This window comes from Tsukamurella sp. M9C, from assembly GCF_020169415.1.
Classification (GTDB): domain Bacteria; phylum Actinomycetota; class Actinomycetes; order Mycobacteriales; family Mycobacteriaceae; genus Tsukamurella.
This window is the reverse complement of the sequence record NZ_JAIULG010000034.1, coordinates 12,308-27,025: the sequence shown is the minus strand read 5'-3', so window position 1 is coordinate 27,025 and position 14,718 is coordinate 12,308. Positions and strand designations below refer to the sequence as shown.

General features: G+C 70.7%; 11 protein-coding genes. 7 read left to right on the top strand and 4 right to left on the bottom strand.

Annotated elements, in window-relative coordinates; translation table 11 throughout:
• The first annotated feature begins 141 nt into the window (after positions 1 to 141).
• The 3 genes from LB823_RS15975 to LB823_RS15965 are packed head-to-tail and all read left to right on the top strand — an operon-like array spanning position 142 to position 2,749.
• On the top strand, positions 142 to 777 hold the full coding sequence (locus tag LB823_RS15975; protein WP_224648473.1) for a TetR/AcrR family transcriptional regulator: 636 nt from the start codon (positions 142 to 144) through the stop codon (positions 775 to 777).
• 37 nt (positions 778 to 814) lie between these two features.
• On the top strand, positions 815 to 1,384 hold the full coding sequence (locus LB823_RS15970; protein ID WP_224648471.1) for a TetR/AcrR family transcriptional regulator: 570 nt from the start codon (positions 815 to 817) through the stop codon (positions 1,382 to 1,384).
• Between the two features lie 51 nt (positions 1,385 to 1,435).
• On the top strand, positions 1,436 to 2,749 hold the full coding sequence (locus tag LB823_RS15965) for a cytochrome P450 (RefSeq protein ID WP_224648469.1): 1,314 nt from the start codon (positions 1,436 to 1,438) through the stop codon (positions 2,747 to 2,749).
• Here the strand turns inward: LB823_RS15965 and LB823_RS15960 are convergent.
• Together LB823_RS15960 and LB823_RS15955 are read right to left on the bottom strand one after the other, a co-directional pair.
• On the bottom strand, positions 2,646 to 3,224 hold the full coding sequence (locus LB823_RS15960; RefSeq protein WP_224648466.1) for a hypothetical protein: 579 nt from the start codon (positions 3,222 to 3,224) through the stop codon (positions 2,646 to 2,648). The two genes, LB823_RS15965 and LB823_RS15960, sit on opposite strands and share 104 nt — an antisense overlap.
• Positions 3,225 to 3,254: 30 nt before the next feature.
• On the bottom strand, positions 3,255 to 4,211 hold the full coding sequence (locus LB823_RS15955) for an arsenic resistance protein (RefSeq protein WP_224648559.1): 957 nt from the start codon (positions 4,209 to 4,211) through the stop codon (positions 3,255 to 3,257).
• 52 nt (positions 4,212 to 4,263) lie between these two features.
• Here LB823_RS15955 and LB823_RS15950 point away from each other — a divergent pair, with 52 nt between their 5' ends.
• The 3 genes from LB823_RS15950 to LB823_RS15940 all read left to right on the top strand — a co-directional run bounded on the left by LB823_RS15950 (position 4,264) and on the right by LB823_RS15940 (position 8,863).
• Positions 4,264 to 5,508, top strand: a complete 1,245-nt coding sequence (locus tag LB823_RS15950; protein ID WP_224648464.1) for a CdaR family transcriptional regulator — start codon at positions 4,264 to 4,266, stop codon at positions 5,506 to 5,508.
• Between the two features lie 130 nt (positions 5,509 to 5,638).
• A complete protein-coding gene (locus LB823_RS15945; RefSeq protein ID WP_224648461.1) occupies positions 5,639 to 7,132 on the top strand; it encodes an NAD(P)/FAD-dependent oxidoreductase in 1,494 nt (497 codons plus the stop codon).
• Positions 7,133 to 7,216: 84 nt separating this feature from the next.
• Positions 7,217 to 8,863 (top strand): serine/threonine-protein kinase, encoded by a 1,647-nt coding sequence (locus LB823_RS15940; RefSeq protein WP_224648459.1) that lies wholly within the window; start codon positions 7,217 to 7,219, stop codon positions 8,861 to 8,863.
• Here the strand turns inward: LB823_RS15940 and LB823_RS15935 are convergent.
• Positions 8,860 to 10,080, bottom strand: coding sequence for a DNA polymerase III subunit delta' (locus LB823_RS15935; protein WP_224648457.1), 1,221 nt, complete (start codon positions 10,078 to 10,080; stop codon positions 8,860 to 8,862). The two genes, LB823_RS15940 and LB823_RS15935, sit on opposite strands and share 4 nt — an antisense overlap.
• Positions 10,081 to 10,165: 85 nt before the next feature.
• Here LB823_RS15935 and LB823_RS15930 point away from each other — a divergent pair, with 85 nt between their 5' ends.
• Positions 10,166 to 11,662: an adenylate/guanylate cyclase domain-containing protein gene (locus LB823_RS15930; RefSeq protein ID WP_224648455.1), complete on the top strand. Its 1,497-nt coding sequence runs from the start codon at positions 10,166 to 10,168 to the stop codon at positions 11,660 to 11,662.
• On the opposite strand, the gene topA is transcribed toward LB823_RS15930, so the two are convergent.
• A complete protein-coding gene (gene topA, locus LB823_RS15925) occupies positions 11,663 to 14,602 on the bottom strand; it encodes a type I DNA topoisomerase (RefSeq protein WP_224648453.1) in 2,940 nt (979 codons plus the stop codon). It abuts the gene before it with no gap.
• Positions 14,603 to 14,718: the final 116 nt, after the last annotated feature.

Below are 14,718 nucleotides of genomic sequence, written 5' to 3'. Positions count from 1 at the left end.
GGCGTGGGAGTCGTGATATCGACCGATCTCCCAAAGTTACATTCACTGTAGCTACACACAATGTAGCTTCGATCGCTGTAGCTACACAAGCCGTAGGATTGCCCGGGATTCCCGACACGACCGAAGGAGAGGGGCGGCGTGATGACAGATGTGGCGAAGGCGGAGGCCAAGCGCCCGTACGCCCCGAGGATGACGCCGGAGGAGCGCCGGGAGCACCTGCTCGACGCGGTCCTCCGCGTGGTCGTCGAGCGCGGCGTGCACAAGGTGTCGATCGAATCCGTGGCCGAGGCCGCCGGGGTATCGCGTCCGGTGGTCTACAAGCACTTCGACGACTCCCCGGCGCTCCTTCGGGCATCGCTGGAGCGGGAGGAGCGCCGCGCGATCGCCCAGTGCTACGACGCCGCGGCGCGGGCGAAGACCCAGGAGAACCGGGCGGACCTCGCCATGGCGCTGTACGCGAATCTGCTGAAGATGTTCGACACCTCGCCCGACCTGTGGAGCGCGATCCTGCAGCTCGTCGACAGCGCGACCCCGGAGTTCCGCAGGACGGTCGACCGCGGGCGCGACCAGGCCGCGGAGATGGTGACCCGCATGCTGTCGATGACCGCGGGCGAGGAGGCCACGCACGACCCGCGTCGCGATCACGAGCTGTACGCCCGGATGATCGTCGCCCTGGTGATCGAGTCCGGCAGACTGCTGCTGTCGCAGCCGGAGGTGTTCACCCGCGCGCGCCTCATCGCCGGCGCTCGCATCGCGATCGAATCCTTCGGAGCCTGAACCCGACGAGACGGCGCATGGTCTAACGTCTGGACGCATGTCCAGCCCGACCGACCTCCCCCGCAGGCGACTGTCCCCCGCCCAGGCCGAGACGGTGTCCAAGCTGTGCGCCGCGGTGCCGGCGACGCTGGCCGAGCACGGCGTCGACGGGTTCACCGTGCGCCTGGCGGCGCGGGCCGCGGGCGTCTCGCCCGCGACGGCGTACACGTACTTCTCGTCGAAGAACCACCTGATCGCGGAGGTCTTCGCGCGTCGCGTCGAGGCGGAGCTCGTCGAGCCCGACCCGGCGGCCGCGCCGCGGGAGCGGGTCCTGCAGGTGCTCACCGGCCTCGTCGAGCTGGTGCTGATCGATCCGCAGTTCGCGACCGCGGTGAACACCGCACTCCTCGGCCACGAGGCCGACGCGCAGTCCGCGCGGCTGCGGGTCGGCCTGCTGATCCGCGCCCGGCTGACGGAGGCCCTGGGGTGCGGCGCACCGTCGGGCCTGGTGGAGTCGGTCGAGCTCGCGTACTCCGGCGTGCTCGTCCAGGCCGGCATGGGGTACCTCGACCTCGAGGCCTCGAAGGCCGCGCTGGCACGCGCCGTCGACCTGATGATGTCGCACTGACGAACAAGAACCTGTTCCCTTCCGGACATCTCTGGACTACTGTCTGGACACATGTCCAGTTCAATTCTCGATCCGTACTCCTACGCCTTCCACGACGACCCGTACCCGGTCTTCGAGCGGCTGCGCGCGGAGCAGCCCGTGTACTACAACGCCGAGCGCGACTTCTGGGCGCTGTCGCGGTACGACGACGTCCGCGCCGCCTTCCGCGACACCGAGCGCCTCTCCAGCGCGTGGGGCGTCACGCTGGAGCCGGCGGCGTACACCCCCGACGCGGAGTACGCGATGAGCTTCCTCGCGATGGACGACCCGCGGCACCTGCGGATCCGCCGGCTCGTCGCCAAGGCCTTCACCCCGAAGCGCGTCGCCGCGCTGCGGCCGTGGATCGAGCAGCGGGTGCGCGAGCACTGGGCGGCGTGCCTGGACCGGACCGAATTCGACTTCGTCGCCGACTTCGCCGCGCTCGTCCCGATGGAGGTGATCTCCGAGATGATGGGCGTCCCGATCGCCGACCGCGACGAGCTGCGCCGCCTCGGCGACGTCCTGATCCACCGCGAGGACGGGGTTTTCGACGTGCCCCAGCCGGCGGCCGAGGCGTTCTTCGGGCTGTACCAGTACTACGTCGACCTGGTGGCCGCGCGTCGCGCGCGGCCGGCCGACGACCTGATCTCCGCGCTGATCGCCGCCCAGGTCGAGAACGACAGCGGCGCAAGGGAATCGCTCACCGACGCGGAGATCGTCGGGATCCTCATCCTGATGATCGTCGCCGGGAACGAGACCACGACGAAGCTGCTGGGCAACGCCATGTACTGGGGTGCACGACATCCCGACGAGGGCGCGAAGCCCTTCGGCGCACCGTCGGCCGTGCCGGATTGGTCCGCGGAGACCCTGCGCTACGACACGTCGACGCAGATGCTGTTACGGCGCGCGGCCGTCGACGTGGAGTTCGCGGGAACCGTGATCCCCCAGGGAGATCGGGTGCTGCTCCTAGTGGCGTCGGCGAACCGCGACGAGAGGGTGTTCGACGATGCCGCCGCCTACCGGATCGGGCGGGACACCTCCGCCTCACTGAGTTTCGGCTTCGGCAGCCACTTCTGCCTCGGTTCGCACCTGGCGAAGCTGGAAGCGGACATCGCGCTGGGCGAGGTGGTGTCGACGGTGCGCGGCTACGAGGTGGACTTCGAGAACATCGAGCGGGTGCACTCGCTCAATGTGCGCGGGCTCTCGTCGCTGCCGGTCCGTGTCGCGAAGATGAACGGACCGCTTAGTCGACCAGAACGCGCCACCAGTCGTCCGACAGATGTCGGCAGCGGTTCGTTCCGCAGCGATCCGGGGAACTCCCGTCGGGACGGTACTCGAGCGTCGTGATGCTGAAACCCCCGCCGAAGATGGAGAAGGTGACCACTCCGTCGACCTTGGCGGTGTTGTACACCTCCTGCGTGCCGATCCGGCGGTCGCCGTGGTCGTAGAACTCCGTCCGCGGATCGGCCAGCACTGTTTGCGCTGCTGCGGTGAGCCGGGGTTCGTCGTAGGCCCACCGCGCCTTGTGCGGCAGACCGGTGAACGCGGCGGCGATCCCGAGCAGGCCGATCGCCGGGATGATCAGCAGGTGCCAGGCGAACCGCTTGCGGCGGGCCGCCCAGGTCGCGAGGTAGATGAGCCACACCACAACGAGCACGCCGCCGACCAATAGAGAAAACGCCTGCCACAGCAGGTCAGTGCCGACGGTCTGACCCCACAGCCAGGCCAGCACCTCGACCACGACGAGGACTGCCAGAACCGCGCCGACGACGCCGAGGGGCGTCGCCCGCCGAGCAACGACCTGACCGGAATCCGCATCCATCACGTCAGGATAGCGATCGATGAATCTCGGCTAGCGGATCAACCGCGGGATCAGGCGGACGAAGAGGACCATCACCACCAGCTCGACGAGGGTCTGCGTGACCACCACCAGCGGCGCCAGGGCGTACTCAGCGGGGAGGGCGAGGACCAGCGGCAGGATCACCAGCGAGTTCCGCGTGACGCCGCTGAAGACCACGCTGCGGCGGCTCGGCACGTCCAGGCCCGCAGCCCGGCCCGCGGCCGCGCCGACGGGCGTCATCACCGCGGCGAACAGCACGTACACCGGGACCGCGAGCAGTAGCGAGGAGAGCTGGTCGCGCACGCCCGCGATCTGCGAGACCACCACGACGGCCAGCGTCAGCACCATGATCGGCACCATCGCGCCGGCCACCGCCGCCGCGAGCTCAGCGCCCCATCGGGTCCGCGCCGCCGCCCACTGGGTCGCCCCCGCGAGCAGCAGCGGCACCGCGATCACCCACACGAAGGCCTCGGCGAACGGCCCGTACTCGACGGTCCGCACCACGTCGGCGCCGACGAACAGCCACAGGTACAGCGGCAGCAGCACCATCTGCACGAGCATGAGCAGCGGCGCGGCGGCGAGGAGCCGGTCCTGCGCGCCGCCAGCGAGGCCGCTGAACACGATCACGTAGTCGACGCACGGCGTGAGCAGCACGAACAGCACGCCCACGAGCAGCACCCGGTCGTGCGCGACGATCCGCGACAGGGCGAGCACCACGACCGGCACCGCCACGAAGTTCACCGCCAGCACCGTGCCGAGGAACCGGACGTCCCGCAGCGCCTCCCCCATCCGCGCGAACGGGATGCCGAGGAAGGTCGCGTAGAGCAGCAGCGCGAGCACCGGGTTGATGACGGCCTCGGCGGGACCCGCCACCGTCGGGACCGCGAGCCCGAGGGCGGCCCCGAGAACGAGCCCGGCGACGTACAGCGGGACCTGGTGGGCCTCCGCCCAGCCGGCCGCCGACCGCATTCCCGTCACGCGCACACCCTAGTTCCGACCGCGGGTCAGTAGGGTTCCACCCATGGGTGCGCCGACGGAACAGACCTGGCCCGAGCCCTCGGACCGGGTCAAGGAGCTGATCCGCCGCGCCGCGGAGTTCGCGAGCAACGCGCCCGAGGAGTGGGTGACCGCGCTGCAGGACGCGACGCTGACCGGCGTCATCCTCTCGCCGATCGCCTCCGACCCGACCCTCGCCGAGCTGGTCCGCAACTCCGACACCGCCGTCATGCTGCACTGGGCGGCGCACAACCTGGCCCAGCCCGGCCGCCGGGTGCCGCCGAACATCGACTCCGCCGACGCCCTCGCCGTCGCTCGCGACCTGGTCCGACGGGGCCTCGACCTGCACGGCATCGACACCTACCGCAAGGGCCTCAACACCGCCTGGACGCTGTGGATGAACGTCTGCTTCGAGCTCACCGACGACCCCGCCGAGCTGCGGGAACTCCTCGCGGTGACGTGGGCGTCGATGTCGACCTACGTCGACGACACCATCGACGCCATCACGATCCGGATGGCCGGCGAACGCGAGCAGCTGACCACCGGGACCAACGCGGACCGTCTGGCCGCGGTCTCGCTGATCCTCGAGGGCGCCCCCATCACCCGGCCCCGCGCCGAACAGCAGCTCGGCTACCGGCTCACCGGACCGCACACCGCGGCCGTCATCTGGACCACCGGAACCGTCGGCGACCTCGACGCGGCCGCCCACGCCCTGGCCCGCCGCGCGGGCACCCCGCGGCCGCTGACCGTGGTCGCGAGCGCCTCGGCCCTGTGGCTGTGGCTGCCGGGCACCGTCGACCTCGATTCCGGCGACCTCGCCCGAGAACTGGCCGACCACCCCGAGGTCCGGGTCGCGATCGGGCGGCCGGGCGAGGACCTGGACGGTTTCCGGCGCAGTCACCTCGACGCCGGCACGACGCAGCGCCTGATGGCGCGGCTGCGCACCCGACGGCGCGTCGCGCGGTACGAGGACATCGCGCTGATCTCCCTGGTCACGAGCGACACGGGCAAGGCCGACGAGTTCGTCCGCGACACCCTCGGCGCGCTGATGGACGCCGATCAGGAGACCCGGGAGACCGTCGCCGCGTACGTCGACGAGCAGTTCAACACCTCGCGAACGGCGGAGCGCCTCTACACCCACCGCAACACCGTGATCCGCCGCCTGACAAGGGCCGACGAGCTGCTGCCCCGCCCCCTGGCCGACAACCCCACGGGGGTGGCGGTGGCCCTGGACGTGCTGCGCTGGCTCGGACCCGACGGCCCTGCGTGACGATCTGCACCAGACCGGGAGGCAACCGGGTGCACTCTGCGCTGGCCGCGACGGGCCGTCGAGCGAGAGAGTAAGTCATCGGTTCTATCACTGAGCCCAGCCGATCCGTCGGAGACCAGGAGAGACAAGCATGACGAGCACCACGCCCGAGCACCTCGACATCATCGTGATCGGCGCCGGCATCTCCGGCATCGGCGCCGGCCACTACATCACCGCCGAGCTGCCCGGGAAGTCCTTCGCGATCCTCGAGGGACGCGCGACCTTCGGCGGCACCTGGGACCTGTTCAAGTACCCCGGCATCCGCTCGGACTCCGACCTGCACACCTTCGGCTACGAGTTCAAGCCGTGGGAGTCGAAGGACTCGATCGCCGACGCGCACAAGATCCTCGACTACCTGCACGAGACCATGGAGGAGAACAACCTCCTCGACAAGGTCCGCTACGACCACAAGGTCGTCTCCGCCGACTGGTCGAGCGAGGACGGCCGCTGGACCGTGCAGGTGGACCACGCCGGCGAGCGCATCGCGCTCACCGCGAACTGGGTGCTCTTCGGCAGCGGCTACTACGACTACGACCAGGGCTTCACGCCCGAGTTCGCGGGCCGCGAGAAGTTCGCCGGGCAGATCGTCCACCCGCAGTTCTGGCCCGAGGACCTGGACTACAGCGGCAAGAAGGTCGTCGTCATCGGCTCCGGCGCGACCGCGGTGACCCTGGTCCCGTCGCTCCTGACCAGCGACAAGCCGGCCGGGCACGTCACCATGCTGCAGCGCACGCCGACGTACATCATGCCGGTGCCCAAGCAGGATCCGATCACGAACACCCTGCACAAGGTCTTCGGCCACAAGATCGGTCACGACCTGAGCCGCAAGCGGTTCATCTGGCAGCAGCGCGGCGTGTACGTCTTCGCCCAGCGCTTCCCGGACCTCGCCCGCAAAATCATCCGCAACGAGAACGCCAAGCGCCTCCCCAAGGGCTACCCGGTGGACGTGCACTTCAACCCGCCGTACAACCCGTGGGACCAGCGCCTGTGCGCCGTCCCCGACGGCGACCTGTTCAAGGCCATCCGGTCCGGCAAGGCGGACGTCGCGACCGACAAGATCGCGACCTTCGACGAGACCGGCATCGAGCTGGCGAGCGGCGAGCACCTCGACGCCGACATCATCGTGACCGCGACCGGCCTCAAGCTGAAGCTGCTCGGCGGGGTGACCCTGTCGGTCGACGGCCGCGACGTCGACGTGCCGAACGCCGTCATCCACCGCGGCGCCATGCTCTCCGGCGTCCCGAACGCGGCTCTCGCCATCGGCTACACGAACTCGTCGTGGACGCTCAAGGTCGGGATGCTGTGGAAGTACATCACCCAGCTCATCTCGACGATGGACGCGAAGGGCCTGGACACCGCGGTCGCCGTCGCCGATCCCGACATGGCGACCCGCCCGGCCCTCGACTTCGAGGCCGGCTACGTCCAGCGCGCGCTCAAGGAGCTCCCCCGCCAGGGCGAGGCCGACGACTGGCGCATGTCCATGAGCTACTTCGAGGACGCCAAGCGCCTGAACAGCGAGCTGTCGCTCGGCGAGGAGTCCGGCCTGCGCCTGAGCTCCAGCAAGCAGGCCAAGGTCACCGTCTGACCTGCAACGATCGCCGCTGCCGCCCGTCTACCGCTACCGTTGACTCGGTGCGGCCGACGGGCGGTCGCGTTTTTGAGGGAGCGGATGAACGAGCAGCAGATCGCGGGCTACCGGGTGGTCCGCAAGCTCGGCGGCGGCGGAATGGGCGAGGTCTACCTGGTCCAGCACCCGCGCCTGCCCCGACAGGACGCGCTGAAGCTGCTGCACACCTCCGTCAGCAGCAACCCGCAGTACAAGGCGCGGTTCGACCGCGAGGCCTACGTGCTGGCACAGCTCAACCACCGCAACATCATCCACCTCTACGACCGCGGCGAGGTCGACGGTCGGCTGTGGATCACGATGGAGTACGTCGCCGGGCCGGACACCGCGCGGATGGTCGCCGAGCGGGGCCCGATGCCGCTGTCGCTCGCGATCGACATCGCCGACGGTGCCGGCGCAGCGCTCGATTACGCCTACCGTCGCGCGAACATCACCCACCGCGACGTCAAGCCCGCCAACATCCTCGTCGCCTTCGACTCCGACGGTGCGCCGCAGGTCAAGCTCGCGGACTTCGGCATCGCCAAGGCCGCGGGCGACGCGGTGGGCGTCACGTCGACCGGGATCACCGTCGGGACCATGGCGTACATGTCGCCTGAGGCCTTCGACAACAAGATCCTCGACAACCGGGCCGACCTCTACTCGCTCGGCTGCACCGTCTTCGAACTTCTCACGGGCGAGCCGCCCTTCCCCGGCGACTCCCCCGCCGCCGTCATCGCGGCGCACCTGAACCAGCCCGCGCCGAAGATCACCGCCCGCAACCCGTCGCTGCCGGGCCACCTCGACGCCGTCTTCCGCAAGGCCCTCGCCAAGCGCCCCGAGGACCGGTACGCCACGTGCGCCGAGTTCGTCGCCGGGCTGCGCGGGGAGGCACCGTCGTCGATGCCGTCGGGCACCGCGCCACAGTCGATCCCGGCGGGCACCGCCCAACAGCCCGCGTACACGGGCGAGCACACCGGCGCCCACGCCGGGCCCGGCACCGCGCCCTACCCGGGGCCGCCGACGGGGCAGTACGTCCCGACCGGCGAGTACCCCGGCCCGCACACCGCGGCCCAGCCGGCGCCCACCCGCGCCGAGCAGCTGCCCGCCTCGGCCCGGCAGGAGGCGCCCGTCGCGCCCCCTCCGGCGCCGCCCCGCAAGTGGGGCCGGGCCGTCGCCGCGCTCGCCGCCGTCGTGATCATCGCCCTCGCCGCGGGCGTGTTCTACCTGGTCAAGCCGTCCATCGGCGACCTGGGCGGGTCCGGGGGAGGTTCGACGGTGACCGCCTCCTCGGTCAAGCAGGTGTACTTCCAGGGCGGGGCCGAGAGCTCGAACTACGCCGAGAACGTCCTCACCGGCGACAAGCCCTCGTGGCGTACGGACTACTACTTCTCCGGCCCCGGCTTCGGCGGCCTCAAGAAGGGCACGGGCCTGCTGATCACCCTCGACAAGGCCACGCGGATCACCTCCGGCACCATCACGTCGCCGAGCTCCGGCTCGACGGTGGAGATCCGGATCGCGGGTTCCGCGTCGCCGAGCTCGGTCGACGACACGCAGCGGGTGTGGAGCGGGACCCTGTCGAACGGCGACACGGAGTTCACCGCGAGCGACGCACCGTCGTCGAGGTACGTGCTGGTGTGGATCACCGGGCTGGTCAAGGTCGACGGCGGCAAGTGGTCGACGACCCTCGAGCAGGTGCAGCTCAAGGGCGACTAGCGTCGGTTCTCCCGGAGCGCCGACGAGACGCCCGCGGCCATCGCGTCCAGTGCGACGACGGGCTTGACGTTGAGGTCGATCGCCTCACGGCACTCCAACACCGACTCGACGCAGCGCAGCAGCCCCTCGGGCCGGGCGTAGCCGGCGAGCCGGCGGGTCTGCTCGGCCTCGTCGGGGTGCATGAGCGTGACCTGCGCGCCCGAGCCCTGCACCAGCGCGTCGCGGAAGAGCGCGGCGAGGTCGATGAGCGCGCGGTCGAGCGCGTCGCGCACCGCGCGGGTGCCGCGGGCCTTCTGCCGCTTCTCGAGGTCCTTGAGCTGCCCGGCCGACCCGCGCATCACGCCCGCGGTGCCGCGGCCCACGCCGCCGGCGCCGAGCGCCGTCTTGAGCTCCTCGGTCTCCCGCTCGTTGAGGTCGGCGTTGAGCTCCTTGGCGGTGCTCTCCGCGTCGCGCAGCAGTTGCTCGACGACGCCGTAGACGCCCTCGGACGTGGCCGCCCGCGCCAGGCTCAGCGCCTGCTTGCGCTGCTTCTGCGCCTCCGGGTCCGTGGCGAGACGCTTGGCCCGCCCGACGTGCCCGCCCGAAACGCCCGCGGCCCAGGCCGCGCGCTCGGCGTCGATGCCGTCCCGCTCCAACACCGCCGCGATCGCGGGCGCCGACGGTGTGACGAGCGGCACGTGCCGGCACCGGGACTTCAGCGTGACCGAGATGTCCTCCGGGTCGACGGTCGGCGCGCACAGCAGCACGATCGTCTGCGCGGGCGGTTCCTCGACCATCTTCAGCAGCGCATTGCCGGCCTGCTCGGTGAGCCGGTCGGCGTCCTCGATGAGCACGATCTGCCAGTGCCCGACGGACGGCCGCCGCGACGCGTCGGCCACCACCTCGCGCATCTGCTTGACGGCGATGGAGAGCCCGTCGGGGGCGATGCCGCGCACGTCGGCGTGGGTGCCGGCCAGCACCGTCGTGCAGGCGCGGCAGCGCCCGCAGCCGGGCTCCCCGGGATCGTCGCACTGCAGGGCGGCGGCGAGCGCGCGGGCGGCGACGGACCGCCCCGAGCCGGGCGGGCCCGTGAACAGCCAGGCGTGCGTCATGGACGATCCCGCCAGATCGGCGACGGTGCCCCCGCTCGCGACGACCTCCCGTGCGGCCTCGGCGGCGGCCCGCAGGCCCACCACCACCGCTTCCTGCCCCACCAGGCGATCGAACACTGAGCTCACCCCCACACCCTAGCCCTCCCGTCCGACGCCGAGCGCACGCTAAGTTGGAGCGGTGGCAGCACCGAAGAGCAGACTCAGTCGCGCTATGCGACTGGCGCGGTGGCTCGCCAAGACCCCCTGGCCGATCTTCGCGCTGGACATCCTGCGGTCGAACATCCTGGGCGCGGTCTTCGTCTTCGGTTTCCTCCGGTTCGCGCTGCCCGTGCAGCAGTCCGTGCAGCTTCAGGAGATCAGCGGCGTCAACCTGCTGGTCTTCATCACCTACCTGGTGGTCGCGAGCGTGCTCGGCATGCTGATCGGGCTCAAGCTGGTGCTCCCGGTGCTGCGCTGGCACCGGCGCAGCGCCCCGTACGACCCCGAGATCTCCCGCCGGGCCCTCGCCATTCCGCTGCGCATGGCCCTCATGCAGGCGATCTTCTGGCTCATCGGCGGCGGCATCTTCGTGGTCATCAACTACAACTCGCCGGGCGGCATCCGGATCGTCGTCGCGCTGACGGTACTGCTGGGTGCCACCACGACGTGCGCGCTCAGCTACATGCAGACCGAGCGGGTGCTGCGGCCCATCACGGTCGCGGCGCTGGCGCAGGAGCCGCAGGGCTCCGCGGGCCTGTCCGTGACCACCCGCATCCTGCTCAGCTGGGTGCTCGGCACGGCGACGCCGATCGTCGGCATCATCATGGTCGTCGTCTCGCAGGAGTCGGGCATCATCGACCCCGACGCCCCGACCCTGATCAACCCGGTGCTGCTGCTGTCCGTGGTGGCGCTCGGCGCGGGCCTGCTCGGCACCGTCCGGGCCGCGAAGTCCATCGGCGACCCGATCCGCGACCTCTTCCAGGCGCAGCGCAAGGTCCGCGACGGCGACTTCGCCGCCTCCGTGAAGATCTACGACTCGAGTGAGCTGGGGCTGCTGCAGGCCGGCTTCAACGACATGGTGCACGACCTCGCCGAGCGGCAGCGGATGCGCGACATGTTCGGCCGGTACGTCGGGCAGGACGTCGCGCGGCAGGCCCTCGAGCACGGCACGCACCTGGGTGGCGAGATCAACGAGGTCAGCGTGCTGTTCGTCGACCTCGTGGGCTCGACGAAGATCGCCGTCACCGAGGAGCCCGCCGCCGTCGTGGACCTGCTCAACGACTTCTTCAAGGTGGTCGTCGACCTCGTCGACCTGCACGGCGGCTTCGTCAACAAGTTCCAGGGCGACGCGGCGCTCGCCATCTTCGGCGCCCCGCTGCCCCACCCGGACGCCGCGGGCGCCGCGCTGGCCGCGGCCCGCGAGATGCGGATCCAGCTCGGTGACGTGCTCGGCGGCACCGGCTTCGGCATCGGCGTCTCCGCCGGTCAGGTGGTCGCCGGGCACATCGGCGCGAAGGCCCGGTTCGAGTACACGGTGATCGGCGACCCAGTGAACGAGGCCGCGCGGATCACCGAGATCGCGAAGTCCGAGCCCTCGTCGCTGCTCGCGGCCGGGCGCGCGGTCGAGGCCGCGACGCCCGCCGAGCAGGCCCTGTGGGTGCTCGGCGAGGCCATCGAGCTCCGCGGGCGCGGCCAGCTCACGCGGCTGGCGCGCCCCGTCGACGACTGATCAGACGGTCTCGTCCGCGGGCGCCGCGGCGGGCGCCTTCTTCGCGGGCGTGGTCTTCTTGGCGACCGTCTTCTTCGCAGTGGTCTTCTTGGCCGCCGTCTTCTTCGCCGCGGCCTTCTTGGCCGGTGCCTTCTTCGCGGGCGCCTTCTTGGCCGCCGCCTTCTTGGTGGCCTTCTTCTTCACCGGCCCCCGGGCGCGACGGTCCGCGAGCAGCTCGGAGGCGCGCTCGTCGGTGATGGTCGCGACCTCGTCGCCCTTGCGGAGCGAGGCGTTGGTCTCGCCGTCGGTCACGTAGGGGCCGAACCGGCCATCCTTGATCACCATCGCGGTGCCGGAGACGGGGTCGTTGCCGAGCTCGCGCAGCGGCGGCGCGGCGGCGGCGCCGCGGCCCCGTCGCTTGGGCTCCGCGTACAGCTTGAGCGCCTCCTCGAGGGTCACCGTGAACATCTGGTCCTCGGTGGCCAGCGAGCGGGAGTCGGTGCCCTTCTTCAGGTACGGCCCGTAGCGGCCGTTCTGGGCGGTGATCTCCTCCTTGGACTCGGGATCGACGCCCACGACGCGGGGCAGCGACAGCAGCCGCAGCGCATCCTCGAGGGTCACGGTCTCGATGTCCATGGTCTTGAGCAGCGAACCGGTGCGCGGCTTCGGCGCGTCGGCCTTCTTCTTCCGGGTCTTGGGCTTCGCAGCCTCGGCGTCCAGGTCCTCCGCCTCGGGGTCCTTCTCGGGCTCCGGCAGGATCTCGGTGACGTACGGGCCGAAGCGGCCCTCCTTGGCGACGATCTCGTGGCCCGTCGCCGGGTCGATGCCCAGCGGGCGGCCGTCCTGCGGGGTCGCGAACAGCTTCTCCGCGACCTCCTCGGTCAGCTCGTCGGGGGTCATCGCCGCCAGGATGTTGGCGCGCTGGACCTCCGGCTCGCCCTTCTCGCCGGTGACGGTGCGCTCCAGGTACGGGCCGTAGCGGCCCACGCGCACGTAGACGACGTTGCCGTCCGTGTCGGTGTAGAGGGGGATCGAGTTGACCGCGCGGGCGTCGATCGCGTCGAGGTTCGCGGCGACGAGGTTCTTCAGGCCGGGGCTGTCCGGGCCGGGACCGTCGGCACCGGCGACCGCGGCACCGTCGCCCTCGGGCCCGCCGTCGCCGAAGTAGAACCGGGTGAGCCAGTCGACCCGGCCCTCGCGGCCGCCGGCGATCTCGTCGAGATCGTCCTCCATCGACGCGGTGAAGTTGTAGTCGACGAGGCCGCCGAAGTGGCCCTCGAGCAGCCCGATCACGGCGAACGCCACCCACTGCGGGACGAGGGCGTTGCCCTTCTTCACGACGTAGCCGCGGTCCTGGATGGTCTTGATGATCGAGGCGTAGGTCGACGGTCGGCCGATGCCCAGCTCTTCGAGGGTCTTGACCAGCGAGGCCTCGGTGTAGCGGGCGGGCGGGCTGGTGACGTGGTCGGCGGCGGCCAGCTCGGCGGCTGTGATGGCCTGGCCCTTGACCAGATGCGGGAGCCGCGACTCGGCGTCGTCGGCCTCGCCGCCGGCCTGGTCGTCGACGGTCTCGACGTACGCGGAGAGGAAGCCGGGGAAGGTGATGGTGCGGCCCGAGGCGGCGAACTCGACGCTCTCGCCGGTCGAGGCGGCGCCGCCGATGCGCAGGCTCAGGGTGGTGCCCTTGACGTCGGCCATCTGCGAGGCGACGGTCCGCTGCCAGATCAGCTCGTAGAGCCGGAACTCGTCCGAGTTCAGCACCGACGCCAGCGCGCCCGGCGTCTGGAAGGTCTCGCCCGCGGGGCGGATCGCCTCGTGCGCCTCCTGCGCGTTCTTGACCTTGCGGGTGTACTGCCGCGGGGTCGGGTGCACGAACTCGGGGCCGTACAGCTGTCCGGCCTGCTCGCGGGCCGCGGCGATCGCGGTCTCCGACAGCGTGGTCGAGTCCGTACGCATGTAGGTGATGTAGCCGCCCTCGTAGAGGCGCTGCGCGATCTGCATGGTGCGGTCGGTGTTGAACCGCAGCTTGCGGCTCGCCTCCTGCTGCAGCGTCGAGGTCATGAACGGCGCGTAGGGCTTGCGGGTGTAGGGCTTCTCCTCGACGGAGGTCACCGTCAGGTTCGCACCCTGCAGGCCGGCGACCAGGGCGTTCGCCCGGGCACCGTCGAGCACAGTGATCCCGGTGGGCTTCTTGAGCTGCCCCTGCGCGTCGAAGTCGCGGCCGGTGGCGACGCGGTCGCCGTCGACGGTCACGAGGCGCGCGCCGAAGGTGCGCGGGGTGGCCTCGGCGCCGGCGTCGAGCTGCGCGGCGATGTCCCAGTACCCGGCGGTGCGGAAGGCGATGCGCTCGCGCTCCCGGTCGACGATGATGCGGGTCGCGACGGACTGCACGCGGCCGGCGGACAGGCCCTGGTTGACCTTGCGCCACAGCACCGGGCTGACCTCGTAGCCGTAGAGGCGGTCGAGGATGCGGCGGGTCTCCTGCGCGTCGACGAGGTTCATGTCGAGCTCGCGCGGCTCCTCCGCGGCGGCCTGGATGGCCTGCTGGGTGATCTCGTGGAAGACCATCCGCTTGACCGGGACCTTGGGCTTGAGCACCTCCTGCAGGTGCCACGCGATGGCCTCGCCCTCGCGGTCACCATCTGTCGCGAGGTAGAGCTCGTCGGCCTGCTTGAGCAGGGACTTCAGCTCGGAGACGGTGGAGCGCTTGCTGGCGGAGGTGACGTAGTGGGCCTCGAAGTCGTGGTCCACGTCGACGCCGAGGCGGGCCCAGGGCTTGCCCTGGTCGGCCTCGGGCAGCGGGTTGTCGCGGCTGGGGAGGTCGCGGATGTGGCCCATCGACGCGCGGACTGTGTAGTCCGGGCCGAGGAAGTCGCCGATCTTCTTGCCCTTGGCGGGGGACTCCACGATCACCAGACGATGCAGGCCGTCTCCAGCTGCTGCCTTCCCTCGTGCCGCCATGGACCCTCCTGATCTGTTCCGGTGGCACCTGCGTCACCACCTCGACCCCTCGCGTCACTTGCGACGTAGGCGGCCACTCCGGTGCCCATTCTGCCGCACCTCGGGCCCCACCTTAT